Source organism: Gillisella vitis (assembly GCF_021559775.1).
Classification (GTDB): Bacteria; Pseudomonadota; Alphaproteobacteria; order Rhizobiales; family Rhizobiaceae; genus Allorhizobium; species Allorhizobium ampelinum.
The window spans coordinates 1,547,210-1,560,315 of record NZ_CP056047.1; the positions used below are offsets into that span (position 1 = coordinate 1,547,210).

General features: G+C 57.7%; 9 protein-coding genes. 5 read left to right on the plus strand and 4 right to left on the minus strand.

Annotation, left to right across the window (positions count from 1 at the left end; all coding sequences use genetic code 11):
• The first annotated feature begins 34 nt into the window (after positions 1-34).
• From AVCG78_RS07390 to AVCG78_RS07410, 5 genes are all read left to right on the plus strand, one after another.
• Positions 35-2,482 carry a beta-mannosidase gene (locus tag AVCG78_RS07390; protein ID WP_071205296.1) on the plus strand — a complete coding sequence of 816 codons (2,448 nt, stop codon included), beginning with the start codon at positions 35-37 and terminating at the stop codon, positions 2,480-2,482.
• 64 nt (positions 2,483-2,546) lie between these two features.
• Positions 2,547-3,308, plus strand: coding sequence for a sugar phosphate isomerase/epimerase family protein (locus tag AVCG78_RS07395; protein ID WP_071205321.1), 762 nt, complete (start codon positions 2,547-2,549; stop codon positions 3,306-3,308).
• Positions 3,309-3,335: 27 nt separating this feature from the next.
• Positions 3,336-4,469 carry a Gfo/Idh/MocA family protein gene (locus AVCG78_RS07400; protein WP_071205295.1) on the plus strand — a complete coding sequence of 378 codons (1,134 nt, stop codon included), beginning with the start codon at positions 3,336-3,338 and terminating at the stop codon, positions 4,467-4,469.
• 158 nt (positions 4,470-4,627) lie between these two features.
• Complete coding sequence (gene mgrA, locus AVCG78_RS07405; RefSeq protein ID WP_071205294.1) at positions 4,628-5,659, plus strand: L-glyceraldehyde 3-phosphate reductase; 1,032 nt, start codon at positions 4,628-4,630, stop codon at positions 5,657-5,659.
• Between the two features lie 259 nt (positions 5,660-5,918).
• Positions 5,919-7,544 carry a glycoside hydrolase family 43 protein gene (locus AVCG78_RS07410; protein ID WP_071585207.1) on the plus strand — a complete coding sequence of 542 codons (1,626 nt, stop codon included), beginning with the start codon at positions 5,919-5,921 and terminating at the stop codon, positions 7,542-7,544.
• On the opposite strand, the gene AVCG78_RS07415 is transcribed toward AVCG78_RS07410, so the two are convergent.
• The 4 genes from AVCG78_RS07415 to msrP form a co-directional block, all read right to left on the minus strand.
• Positions 7,529-9,403, minus strand: coding sequence for an O-linked N-acetylglucosamine transferase, SPINDLY family protein (locus AVCG78_RS07415; RefSeq protein ID WP_071205292.1), 1,875 nt, complete (start codon positions 9,401-9,403; stop codon positions 7,529-7,531). The two genes, AVCG78_RS07410 and AVCG78_RS07415, sit on opposite strands and share 16 nt — an antisense overlap.
• Positions 9,400-11,244: an O-linked N-acetylglucosamine transferase, SPINDLY family protein gene (locus AVCG78_RS07420; protein WP_071205291.1), complete on the minus strand. Its 1,845-nt coding sequence runs from the start codon at positions 11,242-11,244 to the stop codon at positions 9,400-9,402. The genes AVCG78_RS07415 and AVCG78_RS07420 overlap by 4 nt, the downstream gene beginning before the upstream one ends.
• 122 nt (positions 11,245-11,366) lie before the next feature.
• Positions 11,367-12,014 (minus strand): protein-methionine-sulfoxide reductase heme-binding subunit MsrQ, encoded by a 648-nt coding sequence (gene msrQ / locus AVCG78_RS07425; RefSeq protein WP_041696647.1) that lies wholly within the window; start codon positions 12,012-12,014, stop codon positions 11,367-11,369.
• Positions 12,015-12,016: 2 nt separating this feature from the next.
• Positions 12,017-12,964, minus strand: a complete 948-nt coding sequence (gene msrP / locus AVCG78_RS07430; RefSeq protein WP_071205320.1) for a protein-methionine-sulfoxide reductase catalytic subunit MsrP — start codon at positions 12,962-12,964, stop codon at positions 12,017-12,019.
• Positions 12,965-13,106: the final 142 nt, after the last annotated feature.

Consider the following 13,106-nt stretch of genomic DNA (forward strand, 5'->3'; position numbering starts at 1 on the left):
CGGTATCATCCGCTCCGCAGTTATCGAGGTGACCATGACCGATATCCACGACCTTGCCGGCCCCTGGCAGCTTTCCACCGTAAACGGTGAACACGCCTGCACCATCACCTTGCCCGGCGATGTGCATAGCGCGCTGCATGCGGCAGGCATGATTGCCGATCCTTATTTCGCCAGGAATGAAGAACAGGTGCAATGGGTGGCCGAAAGCGATTGGGTGCTGGTGCGCAGCTTCCATCTCGATGTGGCCGATGCGGACTGGTATCTGGATATAGACAATCTCGACACCGTTGCCATGGTGTTCATCAATGACATCCCGGTGCTGTCTGCCGACAATTGCTTCCGCCGCTACCGTCCAGACGTCAGCGCCGCCCTTCAACCGGGCGAAAATACTATTCGCATCGTCATCCATTCCAGCATCAAGGCAGGGGCCGAGCGGCAGGCGCGCCAGCCCTTCTACGTGCCTTACCATCCCGGCAATTCGCCGATTCCGCACGGTAACATGCTGCGCAAGCCACAATGCCATTTCGGCTGGGACTGGAATATCGCCATCGCGCCGCTTGGCGTCTATGGGACAATCGCCATCCGCAAACTGGACCCGGCGCGAATCGAGCATGTCGAAACCAGCCAGCTGCACCATGCCGATGGCCGGGTGGAGCTGACGGTCAAGGCAACGATCTTTGCCAAGACCCCATCGGTGGTGCCGGTGCATTTCCAGCTGGAGGACGAGCGGCTGCGGCTGGACTGCGGCGTCAATGCCGGGGAAACGGTCATTACCCATGTGTTCGAGATTGAACAGCCGAAACTGTGGTGGCCAGCGGGCAGCGGCGAACAGGCGCTTTACACCTTAAGCGTAGATGTGCCGGGCGATACAGTCGAAAAGCTGATCGGCCTGCGGGTCATCGAACTGCTTACTGATGCGGATGAGGCGGGCAGCCGGTTTGCATTCAAGGTCAATGGTCGGGAGATCTTCTGCCGGGGCGCCAACTGGATTCCCGCCGATGCGCTGTTTTCGCGTTCGTCGCTTCAAAAAACCAAGGGCTTGCTGGACTCGGCGGTCGCGGCCCATATGAACATGATCCGTGTCTGGGGTGGCGGTTTTTACGAGGCCGACTGGTTCTATGATCTGTGTGACCGTTTGGGCCTGCTGGTCTGGCAGGACTTCATGTTTGCCTGCAATCTCTATCCCTGTACCGATGATTTCCTCGATAATGTCGCAGCTGAAGTCGATTATCAGGTTCGTCGCCTGCAATCGCATCCGTCCATTGCGCTCTGGTGCGGCGACAACGAATTGATGGGGGCGCTGACCTGGTTTGACGAAAGCCGCGATAATCGTGACCGCTATCTGGTTGCCTATGACCGGCTAAACCGGGTGATCGAGCAGGGGGTCAAAAAGACCTTTCCGCAAGCCATCTGGTGGCCCTCCAGCCCGGCCTCCGGCTATCTCGACTATGGCGATGCCTGGCACGCCGATGGCTCCGGCGATATGCATTACTGGTCCGTCTGGCACGAGAACAAGAGCTTTGACAATTACCGCAGCGTCAAGCCGCGCTTCTGCTCGGAATTCGGGTTCCAGTCCTATACGTCACTGCCGGTCATCGAGAGCTTTGCCGAGGCAAAGGACATGAACATCGCCTCGCCGGTCATCGAGCTGCACCAGAAAAACGCTGGCGGCAATGAGCGGATCGCAGGCACGATGTTTCGCTATTTCCGCTTCCCGAAAGATTTCGCCAATTTCGTCTATCTCAGCCAGATCCAGCAGGGCTTGGCGATCAAGACCGCAGTGGACTATTGGCGCTCGCTGAAACCGCATTGCATGGGTACGCTGTATTGGCAGCTCAACGATACCTGGCCTGTCGCCTCCTGGGCGAGCCTGGATTATGGCGGGCGGTGGAAGGCCATGCATTATATGGTCAAGCGCTTCTTCCAGCCGGTGGCCATTGCCGCCATCCCGGATGAAACGGGCAAGCGACTGCAGTTCTCCATGGTCAATGACACGGCTGACAGTGTCGATATCGATTTGACCGTGTTTGCGCTGACATTGTCTGGTGAGCGCCGGACACTGATGACGGCAAGCGGATCATGTTCACCTGACCGGGCAGAGATTTTGAGTTCCATTGAACTATCAGATGTCCCAGGTAATGGACTGATAATATGGGATTTCAAGGCATCCAATGGCATGAAAGGCGAGGGCCATTTTGTGTCAGGCGGCGCTTACAAAAGCCTGGAACTGGAACCATCGGGTCTTGAGCTAAAGGCCATGCCACAGGCCGATGGTTCTTTCGAATTGACGGTCACGGCCTCCGGTCTTGCGCTGTTCGTGATGATCGAAAGCCGCCTCGACGGGAGCTACAGCGACAACGCCTTCGATCTGACCGCCGGTGAAAGCCGCCGTGTGACCTTCACCCCGGCTACACCGCTGCGGCCGGGCGACGTGCCTGATTTCACCCTTTACGATCTCTATTCCTGCCAGAACACACATTAATCCATCACAAACCGACAATCCGCGTCATGGGAGGCGCGGCCAATTTTTTCAGGAGGAAATGACCATGACCGATCTCGGTTTTCAGCTTTACAGCGCCCGCAATTTCCAGCCATTTTCCGCTATCCTTCCGAAGTTGAAGGCAGCAGGCTATACCCATGTCGAGGGCTATGGCGCGATGTATGCCAGCGCCGATGATGCGGCACTGAAAGCGTTGCGCGACGATCTCGACGCCAATGACCTGACCATGCCGACCGGCCATTTCGGCCTGGACCTGTTGGAAAGCGATCCGGCCAAGGCGCTCTCTATTGCCAAGACCTTGGGCGTCAAGGCGGTCTATTGCCCTCATCTCGTTGCGGACCTGCGTCCAACGGATGCAGCGGGCTGGTTTGCTTTTGGTCAAAGGCTGGAAAAGGCAGGCAAGCCTTTCGTCGATGCCGGGCTGCTGTTCGGCTGGCACAATCATGATTTCGAATTTGCGGTACTTCCCGACGGTTCAACACCGCAGGAGCAGATTTTTGCCGGTGGTCCGAGCCTGACCTGGGAAGCCGATCTCGCCTGGGTGGTGCGTGGCCATGCCGATCCCGTCGCCTGGATCGAGAGCTATGGCAAGCGGATCACCGCCGTGCATGTCAAGGACATCGCGCCCGCAGGTGAAAACAAGGATGAAGACGGCTGGGCTGATGTTGGCCACGGCACGGTCGATTGGAAGGGTCTGGTGGCCGCTCTGGAGCGCTATAACGTCCAATATTACGTGGTCGAGCATGACAATCCGAATGATATCGACAGATTGATCACTCGGTCTATTTCCTCCTTTAATTCATTTTAAATCAGTTACTTGTCAGGATAACCTAAGATGACACGTGAACTTAATGTCGGCATTATCGGATGCGGCAATATTTCCTCGGCCTATTTCACTCTTGCACCACTGTTCAAGGGCATCACGGTGGTGGCCTGCGCCGATATCAACATGAATGCAGCGGAGCTGCGCGCCGAGGAATTCGGCGTCAAGGCCCAGACGGTGGACGAGCTGCTGGCCAATCCGGATGTGGATGTGGTGGTCAACCTCACCATTCCGGCGGTGCATTATGCCGTTTCCAAACAGATCCTCGAAGCGGGCAAGCATGTCTATTCGGAAAAGCCGCTGGTGCTCAGCCTGGAAGAGGGGGAAAGCCTGCGGCGGATCGCCAAAGACAAGGGTCTGTCGGTCGGCTGCGCGCCTGACACCTTTCTGGGCGGCGCGCATCAGCTGGCGCGCAAGCATATCGATGAAGGCGGTATTGGCCGCGTTACATCCGGCACCTGCCATGTGATGGGCCCCGGCATGGAAATGTGGCACCCGAACCCGGATTTCTTCTTCCTGCCGGGCGGCGGTCCGATCCTCGATCTCGGGCCTTATTACATTGCCAACCTGATCAACCTGATCGGCCCGGTCAAACGGGTCGGGGCGCTGACCTCGATGGCCAGTGAGACCCGCACCATTACCAGCGAGCCACGCAATGGCGAGGTGATCCCGGTCAAGACACCAACCAACATTCACGCCCTGCTGGAATTCGTCAATGGCGCGACCATCACCCTTTCAGCCAGTTGGGATGTCTGGTGCCATCGCCATGCCAATATGGAGCTTTATGGTACGGAAGGGTCGTTGTTCGTCCCCGATCCGAATTTCTTCGGTGGCGCGGTGGAAGCCACGGGCCGCAACAAGGAGGTCAAGCCGCTGGAGGAATGGGACCATCCGTTCGGCATCAACAACCAGGAAAGCGCCCAAGGACCGCGCGCCAACTATCGCACAGCCGGTCTTGCCGACATGGCCCTGGCGATCATTGAGGGACGCGATGCGCGTTGCTCGCTGGACCGGGTTTTGCATGGGGTGGATGTGATGACAGCCATTCTGAAATCCGGAGAGACAGGCGAATTCGTCTCGCTCTCCACCACCTGTACCCAACCGGCGGCTCTTGGCGTAGAAGAGGCAAGGGCCTTGCTTCGGTAAGGCGCACGAGAGCATTTCCAGCCAAAGTGTATCGCGGTTTGGCGTTCGGAAATGCGTGAAAACAAAGAGCTAGAGCATCTCCGCGATTCAACGAAACGCGGAAATGCTCTAGACAAAGGCGGCGGCGTAATGCCGTCGCCCTTTTCAAGGAGTACATCATGACCTGGCAACCGGCTGAAGACCGCTATGAGCGGATGACCTATAATCGTTGCGGCAAGAGCGGCCTGAAACTGCCGGCGATCTCGCTTGGTCTCTGGCATAATTTTGGCGATGACACGCCGCACCAGTTGAAGCGGGACATGTGCCGTCGCGCCTTTGATCTCGGCATTACCCATTTTGACCTTGCCAACAATTACGGTCCTCTGCCGGGTGCTGCGGAACTGGCCTTCGGCGAAATTCTCAAGACGGATTTTCATGGGCTTCGGGACGAGCTGATCGTCTCGTCAAAGGCTGGCTACACTATGTGGCCCGGTCCTTACGGCGAATGGGGCAGCCGCAAATATCTGATCTCATCCTGCGACCAGAGCCTGAAGCGCATGGGTTTGGACTATGTGGATATTTTCTATTCGCACCGTTTCGATCCCGATACGCCACTGGAGGAAACCTGTGGCGCGCTGGATCATATCGTCCGTTCGGGCCGGGCGCTCTATGTCGGGATTTCCTCCTATAATTCGCAGCGAACCCGCGAAGCGGTCGAGATCATGAAGGGCCTCGGCACGCCGCTGCTGATCCACCAGCCGAGCTATTCGATGCTCAATCGCTGGGTGGAGGATGACAAGCTGCTCGATACGCTTGAGGATGTCGGCATGGGCTCCATCGTGTTTTCGCCATTGGCGCAGGGCATGCTGACCACCAAATATCTCCAGGGCATTCCCGAGGACAGCCGCGCAGCCCAGAACCACTTCCTGAAGCGCGAGTTCATCCGTCCTGAGATCATCGACAACATCCGCAAGCTGAACGCGATTGCCGAAAAGCGCGGCCAAACGCTGGCGCAGATGGCGATTTCCTGGGTGCTGCGCGGTGGTCGCGTCACGTCTGCCTTGATCGGCGCCAGCCGCGTGTCGCAGATCGAGGATTGCGTCAAGGCGCTGGACACGCCTGATTTTACCGAGGCGGAACTGGCCGAGATCAATGTCTATGCCAAGGAGGCCTATATCAATCTTTGGGCGAAATCCGCCGAACGCGATTAAGTAAGGCATTTCAATCAGTTTTCTCGCCTTTCTAGGCGAAGATACGGTTTACAAGCAAGCGTCGATCTCGGCATTTCGTCATCCTCGGGCTTGTCCCGAGGATCTACCACCGACTCCATGTCATTGACGTGGATTGATACATTCAACGGTGGCAGATGCTCGGCACAAGGCCGAGCATGACGTCGAGATTGGAGCGCTTTGTCAGCAGTCAGTCTCTTCGCCTTTCAAGGCGAGGAGGGTTTCTCGTGGAGGAGGAAGCATGATCATCAACCCAATCCTGCCGGGCTTCAACCCGGACCCGTCCATCTGCCGGGTGGGGGAGGATTATTATATCGCCACCTCAACCTTCGAATGGTATCCGGGCGTCCAGATCCACCATTCCCGTGATCTGGTGAACTGGAAGTTGATCCGCCGCCCGCTGGAGCGCCAAAGCCAGCTGGACATGCGCGGCAATCCCGATAGCTGCGGCATCTGGGCGCCGTGTCTGTCCTATGCCGATGGGCTGTTCTGGCTGGTTTATACCGATGTGAAGCGCCTTGACGGCAGCTTCAAGGATGCCCCCAATTACATCGTGACCTCGCCAAGTATTGAGGGCGAATGGTCCGATCCGTTCTATGTCAATGCTTCCGGCTTTGACCCCTCGCTGTTTCACGATGACGATGGCCGCAAATGGTTCGTCAACATGCAATGGAACCATCGAGCTGAGGCTTTCAATACCATTGGCCCGCATCCGGCCTTTGACGGCATCCTGTTGCAGGAATGGGACCCGGTGACGAAAATGCTGACGGGACCGGTACGCAATATCTATCCCGGAACCGAGCTTGGACTGGTCGAAGGACCGCATCTGTTCAAGCGCAATGGCTGGTACTACCTAACCGTTGCCGAAGGTGGCACAGGCTATGACCATGCGGTCACCATGGCGCGGTCGCGTAACATCGAAGGCCCTTATGAGACCCATCCCGACCGACATTTGATTACCTCCAAAGACGATTCCAAGGCAGAATTGCAAAAGGCTGGCCACGGGCAATATGTGGAAACGCCCGACGGACAGGCCTATCACACCCATTTATGCGGACGTCCGCTGGCGCCCTATCGTCGTTGCACGCTGGGGCGTGAAACATCCTTGCAAAAATGCGTCTGGAAAGATGATTGGCTCTATCTGGAGCAGGGCGGTCAGGTGCCTGCGGTCTATGTGAAGCCGCCTTTACCGGCAGAGCGTTTGGAAAAGCCGGCGATCACCGAGTACCGTTTTGATCCTTCCGGCCTGCCGATGGATTTTCAATGGTTGCGGACGCCAGAGCCGGAGCGGATTTTCAGCCTCTCGGCAAGACCCGGATTTCTGCGGCTCTATGGACGGCAAAGCATTGGCAGTTGGTTCGAGCAAGCGCTTGTCGCCCGTCGTCAGCAACACCATAGCTTCCGGGCGCAGACCCGTATCACTTTTGCGCCGCAAACCTATCAGCAGGCGGCGGGCCTGACCCATTACTATAACCGCTACAAGTTTTACGCCCTGACTGTGACCTGGCACGAGACTTTGGGCCGGGCTCTGACCATCCTGTCCTGCCCCGGCGATTACCCAGGCGGCAAGCTGATCTTTCCCATCGATTCCGGATTGTCCCTGCCGGATGGCGACATTGATCTGGCGATGGAGGTCACGGATAACGACCTGCAATTCTTCTGGCGTCCCGCGGGCGCAAGCGTGGATGGCTCCGGCGAGGCATGGCAATCGGTTGGCCCGATCCTCGATGCGGGCGTCATTTCCGATGAGGGCGGGCGCGGCTTTGACGCCTCCTTCACCGGCGCCTTTACCGGCATGTTCGCTTTCGACCTGACGGGGCAGGCGAGACCGGCCGATTTCTCCGGTTTCCTCTACGAGGCGCGCTGAAAACTGGCACCATCACGGGGCAGGGCTACGACATCGAAATGATCCGGTGCAAGGCCCGCCTTGGCGCGGTCTGCCATGGTGACATAAGCACCCTCCAGATGGTGGCAAAACCGCGTCGCATCGAACAAAGGCGCTATGAACCGTTGTTCGGCGATATGCGCCTTCAATCGGGCAATCCTGGCGGGATCATTGATCAATGCTGTGGCAAGCTCGACGAAATCGTCTTCGTCTCGCGCCACAAGCTCATCGATACCGATGGCTTTCAACAGGCTTTCCGAGACGCGAGACGCGAAATTCGTACCCCGCTTGGTTATGACAGGCAGGCCCGCCCACAGCATATCCGAGGTGGTCGTGTGGCCGTTATAGGGAAAACTATCGATGGCAAAATCGGCAGCCTGGGCGCGGGCGATATGGTTTTCATACAACATTTTCGGGGCAAACAGCAGTTGCGACTGCTTGACACCAAGCGATTTGAAGAAGGCGGCGGTGGATTGGCGCGCGCTATGGCCATCGACCATCATCCAGAGCAGAGCCTTTGGATTGGCCTTGAGGATGCGCGCCCAAAGCCGCAAGGTTTCCGGCGTGTTTTTCGACTGGCTATTGAAGGCACCGATCACCACTCTGTCCGCAGGCAGGCCGAGCGCCATGCGAGATGAAGTGGGCGGGAAGGGGCGATGAAACGGATCGTTCGGCTGGTAGCTCTCCGGCAGTCGGCAGAATTTCTCGTGATAATGGGGCTTGGCACTATCAGGTAGCACGACATGATCGCCAATAACGTAATCGCAATCGACATCGCAACAACTGCCGGGAAAGCCCAGCCACGCGACATGAACCGGTGCAAGAGGGCGGTTCATCAGCCCGGAGCGGCTATCGCGTGTATGGCCTTTCAGATCGACCATGATGTCGATCTTCATGGCCCGGATTGTCGCTTCGGCCTCATCGTCAGTCTGGTCGGCAATCGAGGTGATCGCCCCCCATTGCTGACGACCGCCCTTATCGATATCGACGAGGTGGCGAGGCGTGTGGCAAAACAGAAAGATCTCGAAACGGCTGGTGTCATGGCTGGTCAATACGCTGCGCAGCAAACGCATCGTGGCGTGATTGTCCCAGAAATCGCCGGAAAGATAGCCAATTCTCAGCTTTTCGCCCCAGACATGCGGCAGACTGCGCCGTGTTGTCTGTGAGGCCGCCGTCATCGCCTGTGTCATCGTATAGTAACGGGCAAATCTGTTCAGGCGTTCATCCGCCAGCCACATCAGATTGGCATGGGGCGATTCCATGGCGAGAAAATCCACCTTGCCAGCCGCGATATCCCGGTGCAGCAGTGCCTCCTCGGCTGTCAGGATGTCGTAATTGCATTGCATCCGGGCAATCTGCACCAGCGCCATGCGCACTTTCGGCAGGTCCGGACGCAACTGCCGCAGCCTTGTATAAATCGGCAGGCAGAGTGGATGGTGGATGTCATTGCCGATCGACAGGGCGGCAAGCACCAGATCATCGATATCATTGCTTGCCCCCAGCGTGGCGATCAGGGCGTCTTTTGCCGCGCTGGACAGAGGAACAGTTCCAGATTTCAGCACCACATAGGCAGCGTCCAAGGTCGCGGGGCCAATTGCGAGGCTGTTCAAGGCAAGAGCAACGGCCTTTTCCTGCTGCATGGCCGCTAGATAGAGACGCGCCGCATGGCCGAGAAACCCCGCCTGGGCGGAGGGATCAAACGATGCGGCACTCTCTGCGAGATCAACGAAGGCTTGTGCGGCATCAGTGATTTTGCCTGCCGATTCCAGAGTTTTGGCCGCAAGAATACGGAGGTCGAAATCCGAGGCTTGCGAACCCATCTCATCCACCAGAACCGTCATGGCATGTGGCTTTCTTTTGTATGGGGAACATCGAAATGGTCTGGTGACAATCCCGCTTTGGCACGCTCCGCCATCATTTCATAGGCGGTTTCAAGGTGGCGGCAAAAGCGCTTTGCATCAAACAACGGCGTCTTGAAGCGTTGATCGACCAAATGTTGTTTCAGGGCGCGCAGCTTTTCCGGATCGTTGATGAGCGCGGTTGCCAATGCCACGAAATCCTGTTCGTTGCTTGCCACCAGTTGCGGCAGGCCGATAGCGTTCAGCAGGCTTTCCGACACGCGGGACGCAAAATTACGGCCTTGCATGGTTAGCACTGGCAACCCGGCCCAAAGCATATCAGATGTCGTCGTGTGACCATTGCAGGGGAAAGTATCGATGGCGAAATCAGCCGCCTGCGCCCGGGCCAGATGCGCCGCATAGGCCATTTTCGGCGCAAACAACAATTGCGATTGTTTGACGCCCAGCGTCTTGAAATGGGCGGCGGTTGCCTGGCGCGCACCATTACCGTCCACCATCAGCCAGAGCAGCGCTTTGTGATTGGCCTTGAGCACCTCGGCCCAAAGCCGCATGGTGAGCAGCGAGTTCTTGCGCTGGCTGTTGAACGCGCCAATCACCACGCGGTCAGCCGGCAGGCCAAGCGCCATGCGGCTGGCGGCATCGGCCAGCGGACGGTAGATGGGGTCGTTCGGCTGGTAGCATTCCGGCAGACGGCAGAATTTCTCATGGTAATGGGGCTTTGAACTGTCGGGCAGCACAAACCGGTCGCCAATCGCATAATCGCAATCGATCTCGATACAGGTGCCGGGAAAGCCCAGCCATTGGACATGCACCGGCGCCAGCGGCCTGTTCATCAGGGCAGAGCGACTGCCGCGCGTATGGCCCTTTAGGTCAACGAGAATATCAATGTTGTGCGCCCGAACCCTGGCCGCCGCCTGATCATCGCTCATATCGGTGATCGAAACGATCCGGCCCCATTGCTGACGCCCGCCATTGTCATAGGCCAGAAACTGGTCCGGCGTGTAGCAAAACAGCGTGACATCAAAGCGCGAGGCATCATGGGCCGTCAGCACCGAGCGCAGCAGCCGCATGGTGGCGTGATCGTCCCAGTAATCGCAGCTCAGATAGCCAATACGGATCTTTTCGCCCCAGCTTTGTGGCTGGCTATGCCGCAAGGCCTGCATGGCCGGAGTGACGGGCGGGAAGCCGCTGATCATCGAGGCCAGACGGTTCAGCCGCTCATCGTCTTCCCACATCAGGCTGGCATGTGGCGGCTCCTGGGTAAGGCATGCGATCTCGCCGCGTGCCAATTTTTCCCGCAGCAGCGGCTCTTCTTCCAACAGAACCGGATAATGGCATTGTTCACGCGCCACCCGCAGCAACAGCATCAGCACGTTATCGTCTTGCGGTCTCAGGCGACGCAGTTTCTGCAACACGGTTAGCGTCAGCGGATTGCGGCTGTCTGCCGAAAGGATTTCACCGGCCTTTTGCCAATGCTCCGGCCTCTCGCTGGCGACCAAGGTGGAGAGCAACGCATTCATGCGCTCCGGCGGGTAGGTCGCCTCCGTATCCAGCGCCAGAAATGCGGCATGGGCGCGCAACCGCGATCCCTCCAGCTCCGGCATCCGGCTTGCCGCAAATTCAAAGGCTTCGACGGCACCCTCGACAGAACCCAGTTTCAGCAGGATTTCCCCAAGCAGGCCAGGCGCATCCGGGCCAGGATGGCCGGCAACCAGGCCTGAGACCGCTTCCAATGCCGCCTGATACTGGCCACTGTCATAAAGGCGTTTCGCCTCCTGGAGGGGGTGGGCAATATTCAACACGGTATTCTGGTCTCCCTGCATGGCCGAAAACCGATTCGAGAGTCCATCAGGTTCAGAGTAAACCCGCCAGGCTCCAGACACTCACGTTTCCGTTTATCTTCCTGGGAAAACCGTAGGAAGTCTGGCTTGCCTGAGCCTAAACCTCAAGCGGTTCGCGTTGCCGCCTTGGCCAGCGCCGCCTTTTTGCGCTTCGCCGCCATCAGCCTTGGACGCACCAGCCGGTAACCAAGCAACAGGATGACAATGCCGGTATAGATCGCTGGCTCCAGCGTGAAGGACTTGCGCGACAGGACGAAATGCAAAAGCCCTGCGGCCAGAATGATATAGCTCGCCTTATGCAGCGTGTTCCAGCGGCTGCCAAGCTTGCGGATCGACCAGCGATTGGAGGTCAGCGCCAGCGGAATAAGCAGGATGAGACCCAGCATGCCGAGCATGATATAGGGCCGTTTCAGGATATCCCCGAGAATGGACGAGAGAATCAACCCTCTATCCAAGGTCAGATAGACGGCAAAATGGGCCAGAACATAGTAGAACACCAGAAGCCCCAGCGCCCGGCGATAGGCGATGAAATTGTATTTTGCCAGATCGCGCAGCGGCGTTATCGCCAGCCCCAGACAGAGGAACCGCAAGGCCCAGAGCCCGAGACGATGCTCGAATTCACGCACCGGATCGGCGCCGAGATCGCCGAAAACGCCAAGATAGAAAGCGTAGAGGCCAGGCATGAGGCCAAAGGCATAAAGCGCCCAGATGGAGAGCGATTTTTGCCGTGCGGAAAGACTGAATGAGGCCATGATCAGAAATTCTTGGTCAGGTCCATGCCAGCGTAAAGGCTGGCGACCTGTTCCCCGTAACCGTTGAAGGGCAGGGTATCCTTGCGTGAGCCGCCGAACAGGCCACCGCCTTCACCGATGCGCCGCTCTGTCGCTTGGCTCCAGCGGGGATGATCGACCTTGGGGTTCACATTGGCGTAGAAGCCATATTCATTGGCGGCCAAAATGTTCCAGGTGCAGGGCGGTTGCTTTTCCGTCAGCGTAATCTTCACGATGGATTTGATGCCCTTGAAGCCGTATTTCCAGGGCACGACCAGCCGCAAAGGCGCGCCGTTCTGGTTTGGCAGCGTTTCGCCGTAAAGACCGGTGGCAAGAATCGTCAGCGGATGACGCGCTTCATCCAGCCGCAGGCCATCGACATAAGGCCAATTGATCGACTGGAAGAAACCGCTCTGGCCCGGCATTTCTTCCGGGCGCACCACGGTTTCAAAGGCGACATACTTGGCGCTGGCCAGCGGCTCGACCCTGTCCAGCAAGGCCGACAGCGGAAAACCATCCCAGGGAATGACCATGGACCAGGCCTCAACGCAGCGCATGCGGTAGATCCGCTCTTCCATGGTGAAGGACTTCATGATGTCCTCGATGGCAATCTTTTGCGGCTTGGAAACCAGGCCGCCAACCTCCACTGTCCAGGGGGTCGGCTTGAACTTGCCGGAATTGGCGGCTGGATCGGACTTGTCCGTGCCAAATTCATAGAAATTATTATAGGTGGTGACGTCTTTTTTCGGCGTCAGCTTGTCATCCACCTTATAATCCGACGGCTTGGCGGTGAGGGGAGCGGCCAGCACGTCACCAGCCGCCGCCAGCGCCAAGGTTCCCGCTGCACCGCCGATCAGGCTGCGGCGTGACAAGTAGATGCTCTGCGGTGTAATCTCGGACGCTGGAATATGCGGTGGGCGAAACGCGGACATGTTCATCGTGCTCCCTGTCAATTATCATCAGTCTACGATTGAATACGGCAAATAGATCGAAAAAGTTACAAGGACAGATCGATTTGATGAGCAGTTAACTTCACAATCTTGTGCGCCGCTGCCATCTCGCTCATTCAGCTTT

Excerpts from the sequence above, each read along its gene's own strand:
- AVCG78_RS07390 (WP_071205296.1), top strand. The coding sequence starts at position 35 with ATGACCGATATCCACGACCTTGCCGGCCCCTGGCAGCTTTCCACCGTA.
- AVCG78_RS07395 (WP_071205321.1), top strand. The coding sequence starts at position 2,547 with ATGACCGATCTCGGTTTTCAGCTTTACAGCGCCCGCAATTTCCAGCCA.
- AVCG78_RS07400 (WP_071205295.1), top strand. The coding sequence starts at position 3,336 with ATGACACGTGAACTTAATGTCGGCATTATCGGATGCGGCAATATTTCC.
- mgrA (WP_071205294.1), top strand. The coding sequence starts at position 4,628 with ATGACCTGGCAACCGGCTGAAGACCGCTATGAGCGGATGACCTATAAT.
- AVCG78_RS07410 (WP_071585207.1), top strand. The coding sequence starts at position 5,919 with ATGATCATCAACCCAATCCTGCCGGGCTTCAACCCGGACCCGTCCATC.
- AVCG78_RS07415 (WP_071205292.1), bottom strand. The coding sequence starts at position 9,403 with ATGACGGTTCTGGTGGATGAGATGGGTTCGCAAGCCTCGGATTTCGAC.
- AVCG78_RS07420 (WP_071205291.1), bottom strand. The coding sequence starts at position 11,244 with ATGCAGGGAGACCAGAATACCGTGTTGAATATTGCCCACCCCCTCCAG.
- msrQ (WP_041696647.1), bottom strand. The coding sequence starts at position 12,014 with ATGGCCTCATTCAGTCTTTCCGCACGGCAAAAATCGCTCTCCATCTGG.
- msrP (WP_071205320.1), bottom strand. The coding sequence starts at position 12,964 with ATGTCCGCGTTTCGCCCACCGCATATTCCAGCGTCCGAGATTACACCG.